The organism is Thalassospira xiamenensis M-5 = DSM 17429, from assembly GCF_000300235.2.
Lineage (GTDB): Bacteria > Pseudomonadota > Alphaproteobacteria > Rhodospirillales > Thalassospiraceae > Thalassospira > Thalassospira xiamenensis.
The window spans coordinates 1,932,079-1,949,264 of record NZ_CP004388.1 but is presented as its reverse complement, the minus strand read 5'-3'; the positions used below and the strand labels follow the sequence as shown (position 1 = coordinate 1,949,264).

At 54.3% G+C, this 17,186-nt stretch carries 15 protein-coding genes; 4 read left to right on the top strand and 11 right to left on the bottom strand.

Going from position 1 to position 17,186, the window contains the following annotated elements:
* Positions 1 to 26: 26 nt before the first annotated feature.
* The 7 genes from TH3_RS09140 to TH3_RS09110 all read right to left on the bottom strand — a co-directional run bounded on the left by TH3_RS09140 (position 27) and on the right by TH3_RS09110 (position 8,988).
* Entirely contained in the window at positions 27 to 1,202 is a 1,176-nt protein-coding gene (locus TH3_RS09140; RefSeq protein WP_007089887.1) for an MFS transporter, read from the bottom strand.
* 52 nt (positions 1,203 to 1,254) lie between these two features.
* Positions 1,255 to 2,295 carry a GlxA family transcriptional regulator gene (locus TH3_RS09135; protein WP_007089888.1) on the bottom strand — a complete coding sequence of 347 codons (1,041 nt, stop codon included), beginning with the start codon at positions 2,293 to 2,295 and terminating at the stop codon, positions 1,255 to 1,257.
* Between the two features lie 164 nt (positions 2,296 to 2,459).
* Positions 2,460 to 4,148, bottom strand: coding sequence for a hypothetical protein (locus TH3_RS09130; protein ID WP_007089889.1), 1,689 nt, complete (start codon positions 4,146 to 4,148; stop codon positions 2,460 to 2,462).
* Positions 4,149 to 4,351: 203 nt separating this feature from the next.
* Complete coding sequence (locus TH3_RS22375; RefSeq protein ID WP_167710565.1) at positions 4,352 to 4,954, bottom strand: PqiC family protein; 603 nt, start codon at positions 4,952 to 4,954, stop codon at positions 4,352 to 4,354.
* Positions 4,955 to 4,968: 14 nt separating this feature from the next.
* Positions 4,969 to 6,654: a PqiB family protein gene (locus TH3_RS09120; RefSeq protein WP_007089891.1), complete on the bottom strand. Its 1,686-nt coding sequence runs from the start codon at positions 6,652 to 6,654 to the stop codon at positions 4,969 to 4,971.
* On the bottom strand, positions 6,651 to 7,937 hold the full coding sequence (locus TH3_RS09115; RefSeq protein ID WP_007089892.1) for a paraquat-inducible protein A: 1,287 nt from the start codon (positions 7,935 to 7,937) through the stop codon (positions 6,651 to 6,653). Before TH3_RS09115 ends, TH3_RS09120 begins: the two co-directional genes overlap by 4 nt.
* A 151-nt stretch (positions 7,938 to 8,088) precedes the next feature.
* The gene (locus TH3_RS09110; RefSeq protein ID WP_007089893.1) at positions 8,089 to 8,988 is read right to left on the bottom strand and encodes a LysR family transcriptional regulator ArgP; all 900 of its coding nucleotides are present in this window, start codon (positions 8,986 to 8,988) and stop codon (positions 8,089 to 8,091) included.
* Between the two features lie 283 nt (positions 8,989 to 9,271).
* On the opposite strand from TH3_RS09110, the gene lysE reads away from it, so the two are divergent.
* On the top strand, positions 9,272 to 9,898 hold the full coding sequence (gene lysE / locus TH3_RS09105) for an L-lysine exporter (protein WP_007089894.1): 627 nt from the start codon (positions 9,272 to 9,274) through the stop codon (positions 9,896 to 9,898).
* A 60-nt stretch (positions 9,899 to 9,958) separates the two neighbouring features.
* Here lysE and TH3_RS09100 read toward each other — a convergent pair whose 3' ends face one another.
* Together TH3_RS09100 and TH3_RS09095 are read right to left on the bottom strand one after the other, a co-directional pair.
* Entirely contained in the window at positions 9,959 to 10,537 is a 579-nt protein-coding gene (locus tag TH3_RS09100; RefSeq protein WP_007089895.1) for a thymidine kinase, read from the bottom strand.
* A gap of 78 nt (positions 10,538 to 10,615) precedes the next feature.
* Complete coding sequence (locus TH3_RS09095) at positions 10,616 to 11,527, bottom strand: LysR family transcriptional regulator (RefSeq protein WP_007089896.1); 912 nt, start codon at positions 11,525 to 11,527, stop codon at positions 10,616 to 10,618.
* A 110-nt stretch (positions 11,528 to 11,637) separates the two neighbouring features.
* Here TH3_RS09095 and TH3_RS09090 point away from each other — a divergent pair, with 110 nt between their 5' ends.
* The gene (locus TH3_RS09090) at positions 11,638 to 12,318 is read left to right on the top strand and encodes a type 1 glutamine amidotransferase domain-containing protein (RefSeq protein WP_007089897.1); all 681 of its coding nucleotides are present in this window, start codon (positions 11,638 to 11,640) and stop codon (positions 12,316 to 12,318) included.
* A gap of 70 nt (positions 12,319 to 12,388) precedes the next feature.
* A complete protein-coding gene (locus tag TH3_RS09085; RefSeq protein WP_007089898.1) occupies positions 12,389 to 12,589 on the top strand; it encodes a heavy-metal-associated domain-containing protein in 201 nt (66 codons plus the stop codon).
* Between the two features lie 66 nt (positions 12,590 to 12,655).
* Here TH3_RS09085 and TH3_RS09080 read toward each other — a convergent pair whose 3' ends face one another.
* A complete protein-coding gene (locus tag TH3_RS09080) occupies positions 12,656 to 13,861 on the bottom strand; it encodes an MFS transporter (RefSeq protein ID WP_007089899.1) in 1,206 nt (401 codons plus the stop codon).
* A gap of 135 nt (positions 13,862 to 13,996) precedes the next feature.
* On the opposite strand from TH3_RS09080, the gene TH3_RS09075 reads away from it, so the two are divergent.
* Complete coding sequence (locus TH3_RS09075) at positions 13,997 to 14,755, top strand: AraC family transcriptional regulator (RefSeq protein WP_007089900.1); 759 nt, start codon at positions 13,997 to 13,999, stop codon at positions 14,753 to 14,755.
* 202 nt (positions 14,756 to 14,957) lie between these two features.
* Here TH3_RS09075 and TH3_RS09070 read toward each other — a convergent pair whose 3' ends face one another.
* Complete coding sequence (locus tag TH3_RS09070; protein ID WP_007089901.1) at positions 14,958 to 16,622, bottom strand: methyl-accepting chemotaxis protein; 1,665 nt, start codon at positions 16,620 to 16,622, stop codon at positions 14,958 to 14,960.
* Positions 16,623 to 17,186 lie beyond the last annotated feature (564 nt).

The window sequence follows — 17,186 nt, the reverse complement described above, 5'->3', positions numbered from 1 at the left end:
TTTGACCGGCGGTTTCTTTAATTACGTCATGCGCCTTGCGTCACCGGTTTGCGCCCCCCCGCCCACATCAGGAAAATGGCAACCAGAAGCACCGGCAAAACACCGAAATTGATGATGTTCCACCCTGCCCCTGCAATCAGCGCACCTGCCACCAGCGATGCCACGGTTCCGGTAATGCTGTTGCCAAGCTCCATCAGGCTTTGCGCATGGCCGCGTTCCGATGCGTCATGCCCCTCGCCCAAAAGAGTCGTCCCCGCCAGAAGCATCAGGTTCCAACCGATCCCAAGCAAAAACGAACTGATGAGAAACGCCGAAAAACTGATCCCCGACACGGCAAAGGCCACACTGAACACCAGCGCCAGCGCGCCGACCATCGCCATCAAACGCGCGCCAAACCGGTCAATCATCGGGCCGGCGGCAAAGGCCGGTAAAAACATGCCGATAATGTGCCAGCGAATGACATTCGCCGCCGTATCGACATCAAACCCGCAAAACTTCATGGCAAGCGGTGTTGCCGTCATCACAAGGATCATGATGCCATGCCCCGCGGCACTGATGGCAATCGCCCCGCGCAACCTTGGACGGCGCAACAGTTCCAGCATGACCGCACCACCTGTGCGCGTTTTTGCAGGAACCCCGCCATCACGCAACATCAACATGATCAGGGCTGCGATGGTCGCCAACCCGGCCAATGCCAGATACGATCCGGCAAATGGAATCGCGACCATGTTACGCGTATAGCTGGCAATTTCCGGCGCGATCAGCGCAGCCAGAACACCGCCACCAACCACAAGTGCCGCCGCACGACCTTTCTGATCATCGCGGACCGCCTCAAGGGCGGCATAACGGTAATACATTGCCGATGCCTGATATCCGCCAATCAAAAACGTGCCCAGACACACCAGCAAAAATTCCGTCTGATACACACCACCCGCCACGACAGCACCGCCAACCACGCCGCTCGCCGCTCCCAGAAACAATCCCGTGCGCCTGCCATAATGCTGCATGATCATCGACAGCGGATGCACACAAACCAGATTGCCCACAACCAGCAAGGCCAATGGCAGGGTCGCCAGTTCCGCCATCGGTGCCAGATCAATTCCAATCAGTGATGTCAGGGTTATCCCGATAAGCGAACAGGACCAGTAAAGCGCCTGGGCAATAAATAGCAGACGCACTGATCCATTGGTCAGTAACAGCATGTTGCCAACTCCAATAAAAACAGATGATTAAGAAAATATCTTCGCCGTTCACCTAAACCGGAACGGTCACCGGCCTTCGTCCGAAACGATCAGCATATTCCTGCGGACTGACAGATAAATGGCGTTGAAAGGCCCGGCGCAGGGTTTCCGGATGGCCAAAACCGCAAAGCCGCGCCACACGCGTCACCGTCATGCCATCATCCTGCAAAAGGGCGCGCGCGGCTTCGACCCGCACCCGTTCAACATAACGTGCCGGTGTCATGCCCAGATCACGGGTGAATACCCGTGAAAATGTCCGTGCCGACATTCCCGCACGATTTGCCAGAACTTCCAGCGACAGATCACCATCCAGATTGGCCGGTATCCATTCCAGCAATCCGACAAGCTGTGCCGTGGTTCCGATGGCGGGTGTCAGATAGGCAGAAAACTGTGCCTGCCCGCCCGGCCGTTTTAAGAACATCACCAGACGTCGTGCTACGGCAAGGGCAATTACCCGCCCGTGATCCGCCTCCACCAGTGCTAGCGCCAGATCAATACCCGCCGTCACCCCGGCTGAGGTAAAGATATGTGGATCACCATCCAGGCCCTGCGCATCATAACTGTACAAACGATCTTCGATCACATCGACCTTGGGGAAACATTTGCGCATCTCATCACATCGCGACCAATGCGTGGTTGCCAGACGCCCGTCCAGCAATCCTGCCTCGGCAAGGATCAACGCTCCGGAACAAACCGAACCAAGCCTTGGCACGCACATTTCGACCTGCACCAGCCAATCCAGTATATCCCGCCGCTCGCGCACCCGATTGACACCATCGCCCCCCGCAATCAGCACCGTATCGGTCGCTTGCAGCTCCAACTCCCGCCAATCCAGATCGGCATACAGCCTGAAACCGCCCGATGTCGGCACAGGCCCTGCCGCATCGGCAATCACCAGCACCTCATAGCCGCGTTCACGCCCCTGCCGCTCCAGTTCGGCATTGGCGGATGCAAAAACCTGTAAGGGCCCGACAACATCAAGACTCATGACATCGTCAAAGGCAAAACAGGCAATCATTCTGATGCTTGTGGTGTTGGTAATGCGCTCTGGCATGGCGATCCCCTTTAATCAGGAATGCAGCATGCCTCACGAAACGAATGGCAACAATGACAAACACCCCACGAATCTTGCCACAGCATATGCTGCAACAATCTTCGCGGGGTGTGTCTCTTCGCAGTTTTTACTGCGTCTCCCCACCAACCCCGGGTTCAGCCACCCTAAAAGCCGCTTCGCTGCAGCAGGGCATAGAAGTCACGAATCGTGCCTTCCTTGGCCGTCATGTCCTTGATGTCATCAACCAGCTTGTCGGTGAAATTGGGCTGCTTCAAATATCCGACGACCCTTTTTCGCGCCATCGATGCCGACTTTCCCTCAATCAGCACGCCACTCGAACAGAATTGCACCAGCATATAGGCGCGCTTGCGCAGATGAAGCGACGGATTGTCGATCCGCTCGATCACCTTTTCACGCACCAGATAATCGGCCAGTCCCTCGTCCAGCATTCTTCCGATCCGCTGTTTTTGTTTGTTCGGCAGTTCTGAGGCCAGAAGTGCCTGGTTCATTGCGCTAACAGTTACCATTTTGGCGCGTGGCTTCGCATCACTATCGCAGAAAGCCCGCAAACCCTGCATGTCTTTAACCGTACCCAAAAGCAGTTTGAATAACTCATCACCATAGCTCTCGACGATTCCGGAATTGGCAACGGCCAAAAGCCAAGACATTTTGCGCCAATTGGCTCGCAAACGTTCGGTGATTTCAGCCACTCCCTCAATCAAAGCCCGCGGACCGCCGATATTGCGTATACGTGCACCACGCTCGGCCAGCGCGGCGACCATTGGCCCGTCATAAGAAACCCCTTTTTCACTGATCAATCTGTCAAGAATACCCACCATGGGATCGGGGGCATTTTCCCGGTTTGTCAGGGTATTGGGACTGCGCAATTCACGAACAATGTAATCAAACATTGCATTCTGCGCACCTGCCAACAGACCGGCCCCAAACAGCGGATTAAGCAGCTCAAGGATATCATCTGCGGCTCCGGGATTACCGCGAGCTCGCCCCATCGCCAAGTCAATGTGCAGAATGATAGCCTCACCAAAGCTGCTCGAACTCCCTAGCAATTCCTTAAGGGCGACAGGAGAACCCAGGATATCCGTAACGACATCGTCCAGGATTTGGCGCGCTGCGTCGTCTTTCTCGTCACCCTTTAGCTGCAATACCAAATCCAGCTTTCCGACCCAGCTGCGGTTGGCTGACAACGCGCGCGTAAGCGCAACCATCGTTAGGAAGTCAGTATCTTCGGCAAGACGCAAGTTACCGATCTCATCACGAACTTGAGAAATGGTAACATCTTCAAATGCCGGAAGATCGACTTTTTCAACTTCACGGGCACGGGCGGCAAGCTGATCAATCGCTTCATGAAGCTTGTCCATGGCAGCCATGTAATCACCACCTGTCGCCCTGGCATGAATGCCCGCTACCTTGTCAACCGCTGTCGGCATCAATGTATCGTGGAACATCAGCTTTCGCAGGTTCTGGTAATTATACATTACCTCGGATGGTGTCAGAATTTCATGATCGAAATATTTGCGTAGCAGCCGATTGATGGTGGCCCGGCTTTCAAACTGTATAAGATCATTATCGGAATCACACAAAGGAGCATCGTCAATGTGCGAAATACGCACATCCTGATCATCGCCATCGCTGGAGCCAGCCTTCTCCAGAATCACTTTTTCGACATGACGACCGTCGGCACGTTCCCAATCTCGAACGACCCTGACAGCAGAGACTTTTGTTTTTAAAAGCTTCTCAGCCTCGCTGAGTGCCTCTCTTTCGACATCAAAGGTCGAATGAATGATCCAGCGGTCCCCACGCTGGACACGTACTTCAAATGTCTTATCCGACATACCGCGCACTGGCTCCCTAACGTCCTGTTTGGAGCGACATTTGCATGCCATTTCATAGTCAGGCGCATGTCCCAGTTATTGTGTTTATGTCTCTTTATAAGGTGAATATTGGGCTAAAAACAATAGATTGAATTCCGGTTCCCCAACAAAAAACCGACCAAATCAAAGATCGGGAGCCCTCTTCCGACCCGACATATTTTGGGTTACCTGTAAGACCGGGCAATAGAATCACTAAGCCGCCCCAAAAGGTCGCTCATGGCAGCGACAGTTGCCTCGGTTGTTGTATCCTTGGGAACCACGGAATCGGTAAACCGTTCGGATACGGCGGTTGCACCCGAATTGAAATTGACAATTTTCCAGCGCGCTACGATCTGCACCGAACCGTCCAGCTGACGTTCGAACTGTCCCAGATCGACCACGATCTGCCAGACAACCCCGTCGCGCGAGTTCCACGGGAATGTCTCGATCCGCTGCGGGCTCAACCGATGGTCAAGGTTTTCGATCAACACCCGCTGAATGTTTTCATCCAGCGGCTCGGCCCAGCGATCAAACTGGTTGATCACCAGCCGGTTGTCACTACTGCGCGTCACAATCTGGCTGCGATCAAGATGGCTTGGGATGGTTATCGGTCCCACCCCCATCACCGCCGTTCGGGTGGCCCCCGACGGGGCTGCAACATCGTCGGGGGATAACAGATAATAACGTTCCTGAACCGGTGTGCTGCACGCGAACAGGAAGCCAAGCGATGCCAAGAACACCCCCGCGATCAGCCGCTTGCGAATTGTCGCCGTTGTTTTCGGTTTCATTTGCATTTCCCGCATCATTCTTCCTCCCGGCGGCCCGGTTTGCCCAGGATCAGAGCATTCGGATTTTGCTCAAGGAAATCGGCCAGATCCCGCAACGACCGGGCTGCCGCCGAAAGCTCTTTCAGAGTTTCCTCAAAATTATAGCGGATCGGCGAATTCGGCGATGTCACGTCACGTACACCGCCAAGTGCAACCTGCGCGGATTCCAGCGCATTCTGAGTGGCTGGCAACACGCTGGTATCAAGGTTCGTCACAAGCTGGTTCACCCCGGCAGCCGCCTGTTTCAGGCTATCCATGCTCTCAATGATCGCAGGCGATGTAACAATGTTCTCCATCCCCTCGACAGTCCCCAGCAGTCGAATGCCGATTTCCTCAATAGGGAATGTTTCAACCTTTTCAAGCAACGAGGACAGGGAATTGCTGATCTCGTCGATCTTTTGCGGCAATGTCGGCAATTCTGGAATTTTCCCCTGCGCATCGCCCAGATAGCGGGGTGGTGTCACCGGATACATGCCCAGATCAACAAACAGCTGGCCGGTTATAAAGCTCCCGGTTTTCAGACGTGCCCGCAAACCACGTTCGACCAGAACATCCATGATCTTCGCATAATCGACATCGGCGGTGTCCTGATTGCCGACCATTTGCACCCGTTCGGGCTCCAGCGTCACTTCAACAGGCACCCGGAACGATTGATTGGGAACGACATATTCCAGATTGACGCTGTTGACCGTGCCGACGCGAATGCCATTGAATTCAACCGGCGCGCCGGGCGAAAGCCCGCGTACAGAGGAATCGAAATACAGCATGTATTTCTGCGTGATGCCATACGCCAGAATTTCCGCCTGTTTACGGCTGTCATTTAACCGGAACACCGTATCGGGTTTTGCTGTTTCCGAATTCAGGCTTTCGTCAGGCGTATAGAAATTGATGCCACCGGCCAAAACTGATCGAACAGATTGGGCACGCACCGATACGCCTTCCGCATTCAGATCAAGACTGATGCCGCTGGAATTCCAGAAACGCGTATCGCGCTTGACCAATCCATCAAACGGCTTGCGGACATAGATCGGGATCGACACCTTTTCGGCCGCGGAATCCAGATTGGTATCAAGGACCTCGCCAACCTCTACCCCGCGCAGAAGAACCGGCGTTCCCGACGCGACTGAACCAAGTTCCTCCGCCATCAGGATAAACCGTGTTCCGTCCGATCCATCAGGCACATATTCCGGTTCTTCCGATCCGGTAAACTCGCGGGCCTCTTGGCCAGACCTGTCTGGAACCGCTTCGATATAAGCCCCTGAAACGATGGTCTGAAGGCCTGAAATCCCCTGTGCGGAAACGCGCGGGCGTACCACCCAGAATTTGGTTTTATCGGTCAGATAGGGTTCAAAATCCGAATTCATCCGCATCGTCAGAACCACATGCCCGAAATCCTCGCTCAGATTGATTTCGGTAACCTGTCCGACATCAACATCACGATACCGCACGGCGGTTTTGCCCGCGGTCAGTCCCTCGGCCGTTTCGAACGTCACGGTAACTTCTGGTCCTTTGGCTGCCGCATCGCGCCACAAAAGCCAACCGCCGATGATCAACGCGACAATCGGCACGATCCAGATGACCGGCAGGTTCTGAAATGCCTTTTTCACATCGGGCCTGCCTGGCTGCCCCTGACCGGCATTCCGGCTGGTGTCGTCCGTCATGATGACATCCCCTGTTCCTTTTGCATTCCCGCCCGATCCCAGATCAGCCGCGGATCAAATGCCATTGCCGACAGCATGGTCAGAATGACCACGGCACAGAAGGCCACAGCACCAAAGCCCGGTGCAACGGTTGCTATGTTACCCAATTTCACAAGTGCTGCCAGTATCGACACCATAAACACGTCGATCATCGACCAGCGCCCGATCAGTTCGGTCACGCGATAGATCAATGTCCGTTCGCGAAGCGGCCCGGCAAGCCCCAGACCCGTTGCGGCATAAACCCAGCCAAGCAGGATAATCTTCATGATCGGCACCACGACGCTGGCGGTGAAGACAACAATCGCAATCGGCCATTGACCAGATTGCAACAGCACCACCACCCCGGAAAGGATCGTATCGGATTCCGCCCGCCCCAGATAGGTGATCGTCATGATCGGAAAAATGTTGGCCGGGATATACAAAACGACCGCCGTCACCAGCAGCGCCCAGGCCCGCGACAGGCTGCCCGACTTGCGATGATGCAGATGCGTACCGCAACGCGGGCATTTGCCCCCGGTTTCCCGTGCGGCACTGTCCGTTACGACAAACGCACAGATCTCGCAGGTCATCCAGCCTGTTGCCTTTTCCTGCCCGGTACCGGCACGCAATTCTTCCAGATCCTCTAACGTCGCATAACGCAAATTTTCCGGCGCCAGTCGCCGCCAGATCGTCCTTGGATCCAGCGTCGTGCTCATCAGCAATGTCGTCGGGATCAGAAAACAAACTGCATAAAAGGCTGGCCCCGCAATGACATCGGCAAAATCCGTCAGCTTCGTCAGCGCGACCAGAAGTCCGATCAGAAACACATCAAGCATCGACCAGGGCCGAATAACAGCCAAAACACGCCAGACTGCCCGCAAGCCCGGCACCACGAACCCGAAATAAAGCGGTGCCAGCACATAGATATAAGCCCCGATCAGCATCAGCGGGGCAGCAATCGACGTCAACGCGACCATAAAGGCCAGAAACGGGAATCCCTCCTGCCAGAAGGTCACAACCCCGCTCAGCAGCGTATTGCTCTCGGTGCGTCCTTCCATGGCAAAGGTCAGGATCGGGAATGAATTGGCAATCAGAAACAGGACAAGTGCCGTAATGGCAAAGGCCAGAGGCCGTTCAACCGTACCCTTCTGCGCCTGATACAAGGGCGACCCGCACCGGATGCAACGTGCCACAAAGCCCGGTGGAATGTCGTCTTCGACATGCAGGTAATCGCAATGTTCACAGGCAACAAGGCGATGCGGCATTCAATCTTCCTGTTTCCATAAGGCATTAGCGCACAATCTGGAAGTCATATGAGTAAGCGGCAGAATTCATCCCCTGTCAAATCCGATTGGCAAAGCCGATGGGTGGGCATGCCATATCGCCAAACCCGAAAACAAACGCGATCCCAACCGTTTAGTTCCCGATTTTGGGCAAATAATGGCGCGCTTCGCCCAGAACAATCTCGTTCACCTGCGACAGCAATCCGCTTTGCATATTCCAGTGATGCCAATAAAGCGGCCGTTCGATTACATGCGGGCATGGCTGCACCAACCGTCCGCTCTGTAAACCTTCCGCCGCCTGATGCTCCTCAACCACGGCATAGGCGATACCCTGCTCGGCCACGGTAACGAAACCTTGTGAACTTGGCACCGTATGGGCCGGAAATTCCCCCGGCACCAATCCGAAATACCTGTTTAAGAACTGGTTTTGCAATTCGTCATGGCGCGAAAAATTTACCGCCGGGCAGGATCGCAACGCATCCGCCGTGACCCCATCGGCAAAATACCGGTCACGGAATTCCGGCGATACCACCATGATATAGCGCATCGAGCCCAATGGCCGCACCCGGCATCCCTGTATCGGATCGGGCCGCAAACTGACCGCGCCCAACACCGTTCCGGCCTGAAGTGCCTCGTGATTAAGTGCCTCGTCCTCAACCGTCAGATGCACCAGCAGGTCAAGCTCATCAAACAGCTTCTTGGGCACATTGACAAACCATGTCGCCAGACTGTCGGCATTCACCGCAATCGCGATCTGGCCAAACCGGTTGGCCGAATGCAGCTTTGGTAATTCCTCATATAATTCCTGCTCAAGCAGACTGACCCGCTGATAATGCTGCAAAAGCCGCTTTCCGGCATCGGTCGCGGCAATCGGTTTAGACCGGATGATCAATGGCTGCCCCAGCCGGTCTTCCAGCAACTTGACCCGCTGCGATATCGCCGACTGCGTCAGACCAAGATCACGCGCCGCCTTTTCGAAACTGCCATGCCGGATCACCTCGGCACTGGCCTGCAACAGCTTGTAATCGATCATTTTATTATCCCCGCCTCATCCACCAGCCACGCATCCCCTTCATCGATGTATCGCCTACCACCAAAGATGTATCGCCCCCATCAGGGTATATCACCTGTCGTCACGACGATGCTTCCATGCTGCTTAAACAAGCTTGCGAGCCAAACGATACCAGGGCAGGCCATACGCTGCCTCGCGCACTCCTGCCATAAAATTTACTAATACTATATCATGATAATTCGATTTTCTTATTTCTTAAAACTGCTATCCCTGCCCCATCAACAGCGATTTTGCGGGATGAAAAATGCTTCTGACCTTTGCGACCGGATTTGGCCTTGGCGGCGGACTGATCATTGCCATTGGCGCGCAGAATGCCTTTGTTCTCGGGCAAGGGTTGCGTCGCAACCATCCGGTGATGGTGGCATTTGTCTGCGCGCTATGTGATACCATCCTGATCGCAGCCGGTGTTGCCGGTCTGGGAACGTTGGTTGCCAACTACCCGATCCTGACCAAAATCGCGACGTGGGGCGGTGCGGCCTTCCTGATCTGGTACGGGTTTGCAGCGCTCAGGCGTCTGTTTGAAACCGAAACCCTGTCAGAAAGCGATGTCAGGCAGGCGGGCTGGAAGGCAGTTCTGTCGACGGCGCTTGCCGTGACCCTCCTGAACCCGCATGTATATCTTGATACCGTTGTCATGCTGGGCGGGATTGGCGGGCAATTCCCCGCCGACGAACGGCTGACCTTTGCGCTTGGCGCGATGAGCGCAAGCTTCGTCTGGTTCTTTGCCATCGCGCTGGGCGCGGCGTGGCTGGCCCCCTATGTGGCGCGGCCGATCACGTGGAAAATCATTGATGGGGTCACCTGTGCGGTGATGTGGCTGGTGGCTTACACGCTGATCGCACCGGAAATCACGTCCCTGATTTATTCCTGAGTAAAAATGAATAATCGATGTGATTAAACATTTTTTGTGAAAAATAGGGATTCGGGCGGCTTATTTGCCCATCGCTTCCTTGAAATGCTGTCGGCAGACCGAGACATAGCGATCATTGCCACCGATTTCGACCTGGGCCCCCTCGCGCACCGTATTGCCGTTTTCATCAACGCGCAGAACCATCCCGGCCTTGCGTCCGCAATGACAGATTGTCTTAAGTTCGCTTAGCTTGTCCGCCCAGGCCAGAAGCCATTTCGAGCCTTCGAAAAGCTGCCCCTGAAAATCGGTACGGATGCCATAACACAGCACCGGCACGCCAAGCTTGTCGGCGACATCGGAAAGCTGCCAGACCTGATCCTTGGTCAGAAACTGCGCCTCGTCCACCAGCACGCAATCAATCCGGCCTTCATCAAGCTTTTCCCCAATCAGGGCGCAAAGATCGGTATTGCCGTCAAACAAGACGGCCGGGGCTTCAAGGCCAATGCGCGATGCGATCTTGCCGACACCGAAACGATCATCAAACGCCACGGTCAGCAGAAGCGTCTGCATGCCGCGTTCCTGATAGTTGAAGCTCGATTGCAAAAGCGTCGTCGATTTGCCCGCATTCATCGACGAATAATAAAAGAACAGCTTGGCCATGGTTTCCCCCGAAAATCGTTATTGGGGAATAGCCGATCAATCGGGATTGATCAATATGACAACGGCAGCCAAAAACGGTTATCCGCCATTGCGACCCATATCGATATCGCGCAGTTCGCGGCGCATGAAATCAAGCAGCGACTGGATTTTGGCACTGCGCGTCACACCGGCCGGAAAGACGGCAAAAACTTCAAGATCGGGCAATTTGCAGTTCGGCAGAACATGCACGACATCGCCGCGCTCAATTTCATCGGCAATATCGCAAAACGGCACAACCGCAAGCCCGTGCCCGCCACGCAGGAATTGCAGACGGGCGGTTGCATTATCAACCCGGACACTACCCGATACCCGAATGGATTTTTCCTGATCATCGCAGATCAGGCGCAGGGTTTCGGGAACCCGGCTATACATCACCCAGTCATGATCGGCGAGCTGTTCGGGGGTTTCGGGCAAGCCCACCCGTGCAACATACCCCGACGACGCCGCAATGATCCGGTGGGTCTGATAGAGCTTGAAGCTTTTAAGCTCCGAGCTTTTAAGCGGCCCGGACCGGATGCCAATATCAATCCCCCGCCCGATCAGATCGACAACCTCGTCAGACAGATGAACATCAATCGCCACCCCCGGATAGGTCTGGCGAAACCGGTCAAGGATCGGCACGATCCGAAGTGTGCCCAGATGCACCGATGAAGTAATCGATATCTTGCCGACCGGCTCGTCACGCATGACTTCGACCCGCTTGCGGGCGGCCTCAGCCTCCAGCGCAATCGTCCGGCAACTGTCGTAATAACGCGTTCCGGCATCGGTCAGGCTGAAATTGCGGGTGCTGCGCCGAAGCAGCGGCACGCCAAGTTTGGCTTCAAGCTGCCTGATCTGATGAGACACCGCAGCACGGCTCAGCCCCATCTTGCGCGCTGCGGCAGAAAACCCGCCATCCTCGACCACACGGGCGAAAATCATCATTGCCCGAACTTCATCCAGTGCCGACATTTTATATGCTCATTTAATTTGACAATCTGTCCAATTCTTCGATCTTCCGCAAATTAGATCAGCATTCTATCCTTGGTGCAAATCCTATTCACATATCAAGGACCAAAACGATGCGTATTCTGATGATTGTGACGTCCCACGACAAAATGGGCGATACCGGCCATAAAACCGGTATCTGGCTGGAAGAACTTGCCGCCCCCTATTTCCGGTTCCGCGATGCCGGTGCCGATATCACGCTGGCATCCCCCAAGGGTGGTCAGCCGCCGCTTGATCCCAACAGCCAGGTTCCCGATGCCCTGACCGAGGCGACCAAACGGTTTGAAGGTGATGCCGACGCCCAGAAAGCATTCGCCAACACCGTGAAACTTGATGGCCTGAAAGCCGATGATTATGACGCACTGTTTTATCCCGGCGGTCACGGGCCGCTTTGGGATCTGGCAATTGATGCCAAATCCATCGCATTGATCGAGGCATTCGTCGCACAGGACAAACCGGTGGCCGCTGTCTGCCACGGCCCGGCAGCATTCGTGAATGCCAAAACCAAAGACGGCAAGCCGCTGGTGGCGGGCAAAAAAGTCACCGGCTTCACCAATGACGAAGAAAAGGCCGTCGGCCTTGAAAAGGTCGTCCCGCTTCTGATTGAGGACGAATTCACCAAACAGGGCGGCCTTTATGAACGCGCTGACATGTGGGCGTCCCATGCGGTTGTCGATGGCAAACTGGTAACTGGCCAGAACCCTGCATCCAGCGATGCGGCCGCAGATGAGGTTATCAAACTGCTTGGTAAATAATCGCTTGACCTTCCAGCAACTGGAAGCCCCATAGTCGGATTATCGAATCCAACCTGACGGAGCAACCGGAATGCTGAAACTGAAAGTCGATGAAATGAGCTGCGGCCATTGCGCTGCCACTGTTACCAAAGCTGTCGAGGGCGTTTCGGGGGTTGAAAAAGCCGATATCGACCTTGCAAAGGGCGAAGTAACCGTGACCGGCAATCCCGATGTCGCAGCCCTGATCGCCGCCATTGACGATGCCGGTTATCCGGCCCGCGAACTGGCCTGATCGATCAAGATATCCACGCGGAAGGCCGCCCCGATGGGCGGTCTTTTGCGTTTCGGTTTCCCGCATTCAGGCTTTGTCGACATGTTCGATATCAGGCAGGAAAATCGCAAGGAAACCAATGGCCGGTAACCATGCGCAAACCTGATAGACCAGCCCCAGCCCGAAATGATCAGCCATCACGCCAAGAATGGCCGCACCAATCCCGCCAAGCCCAAAGGCCAGGCCAAAGAACAGACCGGAAATCATGCCAATACGTCCCGGCACAAGTTCCTGCGCATAGACAACAATCGCCGAAAATGCCGATGACAGGATCAGACCGATGGCAATCGAGAGCATCACGGTTGCCCCCAACCCGACATAGGGCAGGATCATTGCAAAGGGTAGCGCCCCAAGGATCGATCCCCAGATCACCTTTTTGCGGCCAATCCGGTCGCCGACCGATCCGCCGATCAGGGTTCCCGCCGCAACCGAGGCCAGGAAAATGAACAGATAAATCTGGGCATCGCCTTCGGAGAGCGGGAATTTTTCCATGAGGTAAAACACGTAATAGCTGGTGAAGCTGGCGAGATAGAACCATTTCGACAGCATCAGACAGAACAGAACCAGAAGGCCGCCAATCACCTGGCGTCGGGCCGGAAGATTTGCCGCCAGATGAACAACACGCGGGCGGCGCACGGCATGGCCGTTGCGTTTATACCAGCGCCCAAGAAGGGTCAGGATGACGACCCCAGCCAATGCGGCAAAGGCAAACCATGCCAGACCGCCCTGTCCGTGCGGCAAAACCACTGCGACCACCAGCAACGGCCCGATGGCTGAACCGACATTGCCGCCCACCTGAAACAGCGACTGCGCAAATCCATGCGCCCCGCCCGATGCCAGACGCGCCAGACGCGAGGATTCCGGGTGAAAGATCGATGATCCCACGCCGAGCATCGCACTGCCCACAAGCAGCATCGCAAAACTGGTTGCCGAGGACAGCACCAGAAGCCCCGCCATCGACATCCCCATACCAAACGGCAGGGAATAAGGTTGCGGCCGACGGTCGGTGAAATGGCCGATAAAGGGCTGCAACAGTGATGCCGTCACCTGATAGGTCAGGGTCAATAGACCGAGCTGCGCAAAGGATAGGTCAAAGCCGCCCTTGAACACCGGATAAGCCGCGACAAATAGCGACTGGATCATATCGTTCAGCAAATGGCAGAAACTGGCCGCACCCAGAACCGGCAAAACGGTTCGGGAGACTTGCGGTCGGTTGAGAACGGCTTCGTTCATCGGGGACCTCGTTGAAATGACATTAAACGCACGCCTTGGTGCGTTGATCGTCATTATAAAAATTGCAAAACGGCCCACCACCGCGTTAGGGTCAATTTATTACCAGACTGGGCCAATCATCACAGACAGGCATCAATGTCATCATTTCGCGAAGTTCCAAGACCGGTTATCGCATTGGGTACGGATTATCCCGATGGTCATGTGATTGCCGCCCATCGCCATGATCGCGATCAGTTGCTATATGGCATGACCGGGGTTTTGATGGCATCAACCCCACAAGGCGCATGGATGATGCCGCCCCAGCGCGGCATGCTGATCCCCGCCGGGGTGATCCACGAGGTCCGCCTGTTTGGCGATGTCAAAATGCGGTCGCTTTATCTGCGCCCGGACCGGCTTGGTGCGGCGGACAACCAGTGCAAGGTGGTCGGCATTTCATCGCTGATGCGTCATTTACTGATCGAAGCGGTTGCCGTCCCGGCGGAATATGACATGGCGGGTCGTGACGGTGTATTGATGGCGCTGATTGAACATGAAATCAAACGGTTGCCGGTCCTGCCACTGTCGCTTCCGCTACCGGAACAGGTCGCATTACGGGAAAAATGCCGTGCCTTTCTGGCATCTCCGACACCGCATGAAACCATCGATGACTGGTGCCATCATCTGGGCATGAGCCGCCGAAGCTTTACCCGGCAGTTTCGCAAGGAAACCGGATCAAGCTTTGTCGAATGGCGTCAACAGGCCTGCATCCTTGCCGCCCTGCCAAGACTGGCCGCAGGTGAAGCCGTTACAACGATTGCGATGGACCTTGGCTATGACAATCCCGCCGCGTTCAGCAATATGTTCAAACGCATCCTTGGCGCATCACCGCGCGATTACCGGACTGCGGGCACTTAGGAAAATATTTCGCCTCTGAGCTTGCAAAAAAAATGGAACATCAGGATCACTTCATCGGGCACCAAGCAAATTGCACATAGAAAAATGGTTAAGCCCGCATGCTAAATCAGGCTTAACCATTGAAAGATAACGCCGAAACAAGATCGGTGGCATTCATAATACCATATCAGCGCCCGAGCCTTGGCGAAACGTAGCAGACAGCCTAAGCAGCCTTTACCGCCGACAAGAAAGCTTCGACTTTCTGAAGCAGGATATCTGCCTGCTGAGACATATTATTGGAGGCAGAAAGAACTTGTTCGGCCGCAGCCCCGGTTGATGCCGCGGCTTGGTTGACACCGTGAATATTGGCCGTTACTTCGCCGGTACCCGCAGAAGCCTCCTGGACGTTACGATTGATTTCATCGGTTGCGGCACCTTGCTGTTCAACCGCACTGGCTATTGCCGATGCAATTTCACTAATTTCGGTGATGGTTGTTCCGATGGAATCAATGGCAACAACAGCGCCCTCTGTTTCGCTTTGGATTGCGGTTATCTGATTTGTAATTTCCTCGGTGGCCTTGGAGGTCGCATTAGCAAGGTTTTTCACCTCGGCCGCGACAACGGCAAAACCTTTGCCTGCTTCACCTGCGCGGGCAGCCTCGATTGTGGCATTCAGAGCCAAAAGATTGGTCTGTGCCGCAATATCACTGATCAAACCGACAACATCACCAATTTTCTGAGCCGCTTCTGCAAGTCCACGAACCTGTGCATTCGTACTTTGCGCTTCCACAACAGCCTTATCCGCCACACGGGATGACTGGGTAACCTGATGGCTGATTTCAGAGATCGATGCACTTAGTTCTTCGGATGCGCTGGCAACGGTTTGAACATTATTTGATGCCTGCTCGGCCGCCGCAGCAACAACCGTTGACTGACGACTGGTTTCTTCCGCGGTTGCCGTCATTGACGTTGCAGTATGCTGCATTTCGGTCGCTGCATCCGAGACCGTTTTCAGAACGACCGATACATCACCTTCAAAATCACCGGTCAGTTTTTCGATCAACCTGGCGCGGGATTCACGCTGTTTCTGGGCTTCGACTTCCTGGGCGGCCAGTTCCTCTGCCTTGATCATGTTTTCTTTAAACACGAGCACCGCCTTGGCCATATCACCAATTTCATCCTTGTGATCCTGTCCGGGGATATCGACGGTTTTGTCGCCTCCGGCAAGAACCCGCATCGCGTTTGTAATGGTAATAATCGGACGCGAAATACCAACACCGATCAGCCACGCTGCTGCCAAACCGACCACAACAGCAATTGCAGAAATAATTGCGGCAAGCGAAATGGCAAAAGCGTTTTCTGCTTTTGCTCTAGGACCAATCTCATCCTGTTTGGCTTTGAAGGACAGTTTGAGTTCTTCGATGTCGCTTGCGACCTTTGGCCCCAGAACGTTCAGGGTTGATTCAGCGATACGTTGTTGTTCCGCAGTATCCTTGGTTGCGCTTAACGCACGAACCGCCGCAGCATACGCCGCAATATCCTGATCCACAGCTTTCGCACTTTCGAGATAGTCAGGGTCTTTAACAAGAGACAAAAATTCGGCGTTAAGCTTTTTGGTTGTTTCCAATCTTTGATTTGCGTTTTCAAGTGCTTCAGGAGACTGCCTCATCTGAAAATTCAAAACCGAGACGCGAGCTTCAAGCATATTGGCCTGAACACGTGAAGCTTGGTTTGATTGCAGTGCAATCTGCCGATACTCGTTGAAATTACTGTCTGCATCCATCAATGCAATAACGCAGATCGCCGACACCGTGATCATCAAAACCAACATCACGCCAAAACCGCCAGCAACTTTGATGGCAATTTTAATTCGCTTTAGAAGCCCCATATTACTACCCCACACCCCAATAACTATCCTTTAGTATTACTCCCCCAAAAAAGAACCACACATCTAGAGGGAGCCTTGATACAAAAGAATGAATTCATTTCACGCCGCAATCAGAGGAAACTGTTTCGCTCTGAGCAAAATTGTCCCATGCAATCAATGGCTTTGAATGAACATGACCTGCCCGCACGCAACCTGAGATGAAATATGCGACATTGCCTCAAGTCATCACGAAGGTTTTCTAAGGTTTCAGAATGCTTACAGGAAATAAACACTGTGCGACGATCATCCTGAGCACTTCGCCAAGCTGCGTATAATCACGTCTCAAACTTTGCTTGAGATTAACCAACACCCCGGTCGGAAAGTTAACAGTCAAGCGCAGATAGATCGCGAATGCCAAATATCGCCCGGGCAAAACATCGCTTATGCACGGATACAGGCGATCATTTCAGTTTGGCACTGAAGTTCACTCTGCACACACCATCAAAGACAAAGAAACAGTGGTACAAAAATGAACCAAAATCAAGAAAAAACACCTTTAGTGGTATTTTTTTAGGCCATTAAACC